Annotated in this window: 7 protein-coding genes; 1 reads left to right on the plus strand and 6 read right to left on the minus strand. The window is 69.5% G+C overall.

Going from position 1 to position 5,255, the window contains the following annotated elements:
* From ACWEBX_RS37175 to ACWEBX_RS37185, 3 genes are all read right to left on the minus strand, one after another.
* Positions 1–212, minus strand: a 212-nt coding sequence (locus ACWEBX_RS37175; protein ID WP_451889156.1) for a DUF2637 domain-containing protein, incomplete at its 3' end; no start/stop codon positions are given.
* 163 nt (positions 213–375) lie between these two features.
* Positions 376–1,272 (minus strand): DUF3558 domain-containing protein, encoded by an 897-nt coding sequence (locus tag ACWEBX_RS37180; RefSeq protein WP_451889157.1) that lies wholly within the window; start codon positions 1,270–1,272, stop codon positions 376–378.
* A 145-nt stretch (positions 1,273–1,417) separates the two neighbouring features.
* Complete coding sequence (locus tag ACWEBX_RS37185; protein ID WP_451889158.1) at positions 1,418–2,254, minus strand: DUF3558 domain-containing protein; 837 nt, start codon at positions 2,252–2,254, stop codon at positions 1,418–1,420.
* A 202-nt stretch (positions 2,255–2,456) separates the two neighbouring features.
* On the opposite strand from ACWEBX_RS37185, the gene ACWEBX_RS37190 reads away from it, so the two are divergent.
* Entirely contained in the window at positions 2,457–3,650 is a 1,194-nt protein-coding gene (locus ACWEBX_RS37190; protein ID WP_451889159.1) for an RtcB family protein, read from the plus strand.
* Between the two features lie 141 nt (positions 3,651–3,791).
* Here ACWEBX_RS37190 and ACWEBX_RS37195 read toward each other — a convergent pair whose 3' ends face one another.
* The 3 genes from ACWEBX_RS37195 to ACWEBX_RS37205 all read right to left on the minus strand — a co-directional run bounded on the left by ACWEBX_RS37195 (position 3,792) and on the right by ACWEBX_RS37205 (position 5,142).
* A complete protein-coding gene (locus tag ACWEBX_RS37195; protein ID WP_451889160.1) occupies positions 3,792–3,962 on the minus strand; it encodes a hypothetical protein in 171 nt (56 codons plus the stop codon).
* Entirely contained in the window at positions 3,959–4,726 is a 768-nt protein-coding gene (locus tag ACWEBX_RS37200) for an SDR family NAD(P)-dependent oxidoreductase (RefSeq protein ID WP_451889161.1), read from the minus strand. The genes ACWEBX_RS37195 and ACWEBX_RS37200 overlap by 4 nt, the downstream gene beginning before the upstream one ends.
* Before the next feature lie 77 nt (positions 4,727–4,803).
* Positions 4,804–5,142, minus strand: a complete 339-nt coding sequence (locus ACWEBX_RS37205; RefSeq protein WP_365493604.1) for a YnfA family protein — start codon at positions 5,140–5,142, stop codon at positions 4,804–4,806.
* Positions 5,143–5,255: the final 113 nt, after the last annotated feature.

Below are 5,255 nucleotides of genomic sequence, written 5' to 3' on the forward strand. Positions count from 1 at the left end.
AGCAGCAGGTCGAGGGCGAGCAGGACGCCGATACCCGCGTCGATGCCGATCGGGAAGACGTACGAGAAGTTCCCGAACCCCTTCTGGAGCGCCAGTTCACGGACCGCCGCGTACGAACCGGCGAAGCCGATTCCGGCGATGACGAGCGCACCGGCGACGACCATGCCGATGAGAATCTTGTGCATCCGTGTGAGCTGTATGGGCGCGGCCACCTGTACTCCCCTCCCCTTGCGTGTTGTTGCGCGCAACAGAGTGGCACATGTGTGTGGCGTACGGATGCGCGGTATGGAAGGAGCCCGGTTCCGGAGGGAACCGGGCCCCGTGAACGTGTCTGCCGGAGCCCCGAGTCGGGCCCCGTGTCCGGTCGCGGCCGGGTCAGCTCTTCTTCGCCGCCGACTGCGACGGCGACGCGCTCTTGGAGCCGGTCCCGGCGCTCTTGGAGGCACTCTTGGACGGCGAGGCCGACGGCGCGGACGAGGACGAGGCCTTCGACGAGGAGGCCGGGTCCGGCGAGTCCGAGCCCGCCGCGCCGTCACCGTTCGCGGCGGCGACCGCGGCCACCGCCTCCTTCGTGGCCTTCTCGGCCGCCTTCAGCAGAGCGGTCGCGTCCGGGGTCTTCTCACCCGCGAGCCCGGCGCCGTTGTAGTCGAGCGTCACGACCACGTTCTCGACGCGCGCCACGATCGTCTGCTGCTTGAAGGCGCCTTCCTTCTTCTTCAGGCCGTAGCGCACGGCCGTCGCCTCGTCACCCGTACCGGAGACCGGCGCCGACTTGGCGTCCAGCGCGCCCTCCACCGTCTGCGCTGCCGAGACCTGCTTCTGGAAGTACGCGTGGGCCTGATCGTCGCCCGAGCCGCGCGCGTCCGAGTCGAAGCGGAGCAGCGCCACGTTCAGCCAGCGGAACTGAGAGCCCTTCACCCCGTTGTTGTCGAGGCTCGTCCAGTTGCAGTTGCCGCGCTGCTCCGGCTCGTCCAGCTTGCCGGACTTGCCCGACTTCGAGCCCTTCGGTATCAGTTCGCCCAGCGTCTTCTTCGACAGCACCGAGCACGCCTTGGGCAACGTCGTGTACGCGGCGGGCTGGACGGAGGGGGCCGCGCTGCTCGCGGACACCGTCGCTCCCGGGCCCGCGCTCGCGTCCTTCTGTGCGTCGTCACCGGAGCCGGAGTCCGAGGAACAACCCGCGGCGACGAGCATCACCGGGACGGCGGCCGCGCTGACAAGGATGCGGGGGAGTCGCTGTGCTCGGCCTGCTCGTTGTACTGGTCGGTGCATGGTTCCTTCACTCGTGGCTCGTGGTACGGCCGCACATGGGGCGTGCGGCCGGTCGGGTCCGAGGGGCCACGGTACGCGGTGGGGCGTCGGGGCGGTTCCCGTTCGGGTGGTTTGCGCCGGGGTGCCCCCAGCGGCCGCTGGGCCGCTAGCCGTTGAGCCGGGAGGCCAGCTCCTGAGCCAGTTTCTGCACCTTGTCCTGCATTTCCTTGCTGTCGGGGGCGTCCGTGGACGCCGTCGGCTGCTCGGAATATTCGATCCTCACGATCACGTTGGACGTGCGGAACACCACAGTCACCGTGCGCTGCTGGGTCGTCGACGAGCCGGTGCTGAGCTTGTCGTCGAGGAACGCTTCGTCGCCCAGGTCGTCGAGTACGCGCGGCTGGAGATCGGCCGGGGTCCGCGAGGCGGAGGCGGAGGGTGCGGAGGGGGCGCCCGAGGCGTTGTCGCCGTCGGCCGTGCCGCCGGCGCTGCCGCTCGGGCTCGGAGTGGCGTCACCGGACGCGGACGCGGACGCGGACGAGGATGCGGCGGGCTCCGGGAGGTCGGCCGCCGTCTGCTTGGTGGCGTAGAGCTCCTCGGCCTTGGCCTCGTCGCTCACCGTGTTGTCGTACGAGACCACGCGCTCGAAGTCGACGAAGAGGTGATCGGTGGCGGCGGTGGAGGCCACCTTCCAGTCGCAGCCGTCACGCCGGTCCGTGTCGTACGTGAGCGTGGCCTCGCCCGCGTACGCCTTCTCCTGCTGTGCCTCGTCGGTCGTCTCCTGGATGCCGGGCAGCAGCGTGTCGAGCGTGTCGTGATCGGCCGCGCCGCACGTCTCCGGGAGGGTGCGGTACTTCCCCGGCTGGGCGACCGCGGCCGTCGTGCCGGTGTCGCCGCCCTTGGAGTCCGGAGCCGAACCGCCCACACCCGCACCGCCCGAGCAGCCCGCCAGCGCTGCCGCGAGGAGCAGGGCGGCGGCGGATACGTACGCCTTCCGCTGCACGGTCAGGCTCCTCTCGACGGTTCCCGACGGCGCTTCGGCCCGGGTGTCCTGTGGTTATTGGGTTGCCGCACGGGGGCGACCCCTGGAGACAATGTGTATCGCACGCACAGCCGTGGACGCCGGTCCGTTGTCCTATACGTCGACCTAGGCGCCGGTTTTGCGATTTAAGACTTCTGCTGTTTTTGTGGGGATAGAGGACGATATGTCGTACGTAGAGATGCCGGGGGCGCAGGTCCCCATCCGCATGTGGGCCGACCCCACCTCCGTGGAGGACGTCGCGCTCCGTCAGCTCCAGAACGTGGCGACACTGCCCTGGATCAAGGGCCTCGCCGTCATGCCGGACGTCCACTACGGCAAGGGCGCGACGGTCGGCTCCGTCATCGCGATGCGGGACGCGGTGTGCCCGGCGGCGGTGGGTGTCGACATCGGCTGCGGAATGTCCGCCGTCAAGACCTCCCTCACCGCCAACGACCTGCCGGGCGACCTGTCGCGGCTCCGCTCGCAGATCGAGCAGGCGATTCCGGTCGGCCGGGGCATGCACGACTCCGCGGTCACCCCGGACCGCTTCCACGGCCTGGCCACCGCCGGGTGGGACGACTTCTGGGGGCGGTTCGACGGGGTGGCGGATGCGGTGAAGTTCCGCGAGGAGCGGGCTGTGAAGCAGATGGCGACGCTAGGCGGAGGAAATCACTTTGTTGAAGTTTGTATCGATTCTGACGGTTCTGTCTGGTTGATGCTGCACTCCGGTTCCCGGAACATCGGCAAGGAACTGGCCGAGCATCACATCGGTGTCGCACAGAAGCTCCCGCACAACCAGGGCCTGGTGGACCGGGACCTCGCCGTCTTCGTGGCGGACACGCCCCAGATGGCGGCGTACCGCAACGACCTGTTCTGGGCCCAGGAGTACGCGAAGAACAACCGCACGCTCATGATGGCGCTCCTCAAGGACGTGATCCGCAAGGAGTTCAAGAAGGCGAAGCCGGCCTTCGAGCCGGAGATCAGCTGCCACCACAACTACGTGAACGTCGAGCGCTACGACGGCATGGACCTGCTCGTCACGCGCAAAGGGGCCATCAGCGCGCGGGCCGGGGAGTTCGGGATCATCCCGGGTTCGATGGGGACCGGCTCGTACATCGTGAAGGGCCTCGGCAACGAGAAGGCCTTCAACTCGGCCTCGCACGGCGCGGGTCGGCGCATGAGCCGCAACGCGGCGAAGCGCCGCTTCTCGACGAAGGACCTGGAGGACCAGACGCAGGGCGTGGAGTGCCGCAAGGACTCCGGCGTCGTGGACGAGATCCCGGGCGCGTACAAGCCGATCGAGCAGGTCATCGAGCAGCAGCGCGACCTCGTGCAGGTCGTGGCGAAGCTGAAGCAGGTTGTCTGCGTGAAGGGTTGAGCCGCAGGGCCCGAGGCTACGCGCCAGCCGATGGGAAGGGCCTCGAAGCGCCAAGTGCTTCGAGGCCCTTCCCGTTCGACGTATCTGAGTGTGAGCCATGTGCCGGGCTACTGAAGTGGGGCGTTGTCCTCGGGGGGTGGGTCACTTCGTTGACAGGACCGCGTAGATCATGACGAAGGCCACGATGTGGATGCCGAAGAGGAAGTACGCCAGGTACCACCAGACGTAGCGTTCGCGCTTCTTCTCCAGGGCCAGGCGGGCCTGCTCGTCGGCAGCGGGTGGCTGGGGGGTGGGTGGTTCGTCCGGGGTCACAGCTCCCGGTGGACCTTCGTGTTCGACGCCTGGGCTCGGGGGCGGACCACGAGGAGGTCGATGTTCACGTGGCTGGGGCGGGTGACGGCCCACGTGATCGTCTCGGCGACGTCGTCGGCGGTCAGGGGCTGGGCGACGCCCGCGTAGACCTTGGCTGCCTTCTCGGTGTCGCCGCCGAAGCGGGTGAGGGCGAACTCCTCGGTCTTGACCATGCCGGGGGCCACCTCGATGACCCGCACCGGCGTGCCGACGATCTCCAGGCGCAGCGTCTCCGCGAGCACGTGCTCGGCGTGCTTGGCGGCCACGTAGCCGCCGCCGCCCTCGTACGTGCCGTGGGCCGCCGTGGAGGACAGGACGACGACCGTGCCGTCGCCGCTGGCGGTGAGCGCCGGCAGGAGGGCCTGGGTGATGTTCAGGGTGCCGATGACGTTCGTCTCGTACATCTGGCGCCACTGGGCGGGGTCGCCCGTCGCGATCGGGTCGGCGCCGAGTGCGCCGCCGGCGTTGTTGACCAGCACGCCGATCGTCTTGAACGCCGTCGCGAACTCGTCGACCGCGGTGCGGTCCGTGACGTCCAGGGCGTACGCGGTGGCCTGGCCGCCCGCCGCGGTGATCTCCTCCGCCAGCGCCTCGATGCGGTCCTTGCGGCGGGCCGTGAGAACGACGCGGTAGCCCTCGGCCGCGAGCTGTCGGGCCGTCGCGGCGCCGATTCCGCTGCTTGCACCGGTGATGACGGCGATACGGGACGCGGCGGCGGGGGTCATACGGCTGCTCCTTGGCGGTTTCTGTGTGTCTGGGGTGTCCGTGGGTCTGCGGTCGCTCCGGCCAGGATAGGCGGGGGTCAGTTGCCCCCTCGGGGGGCGTACATGATCACGGCGGCTCCGGCCAGGCAGATCAGGGCGCCGGTGATGTCCCAGCGGTCGGGGCGGTAGCCGTCGGCGACGACGCCCCAGGCGAGGGAGCCGGCCACGAAGACTCCGCCGTACGCGGCGAGGACGCGGCCGAACTCGGCGTCCGGCTGGAGGGTGGCGACGAAGCCGTACAGGCCCAGCGTCATCACGCCGGCGCCGATCCAGAGGGCGCCTCGGTGTTCGCGCACGCCTTGCCAGACGAGCCAGGCGCCGCCGATCTCCAGGAGTGCGGCGAGGGCGAAGAGGAGCGCGGAGCGGGCGATCAGCATGGGGTCACTGTGTCAGGACGCGGTTCGGGTTCAGCTCCGGTGGGTGGGTCGGGGCCGTGCCGGTGCATCAGCCCGTCGCCGTTGGGTGAGGGGTGGGCGTCGGTGGCGACGGG

The sequence above is a fragment of the Streptomyces sp. NPDC005070 genome (genome assembly GCF_053600395.1).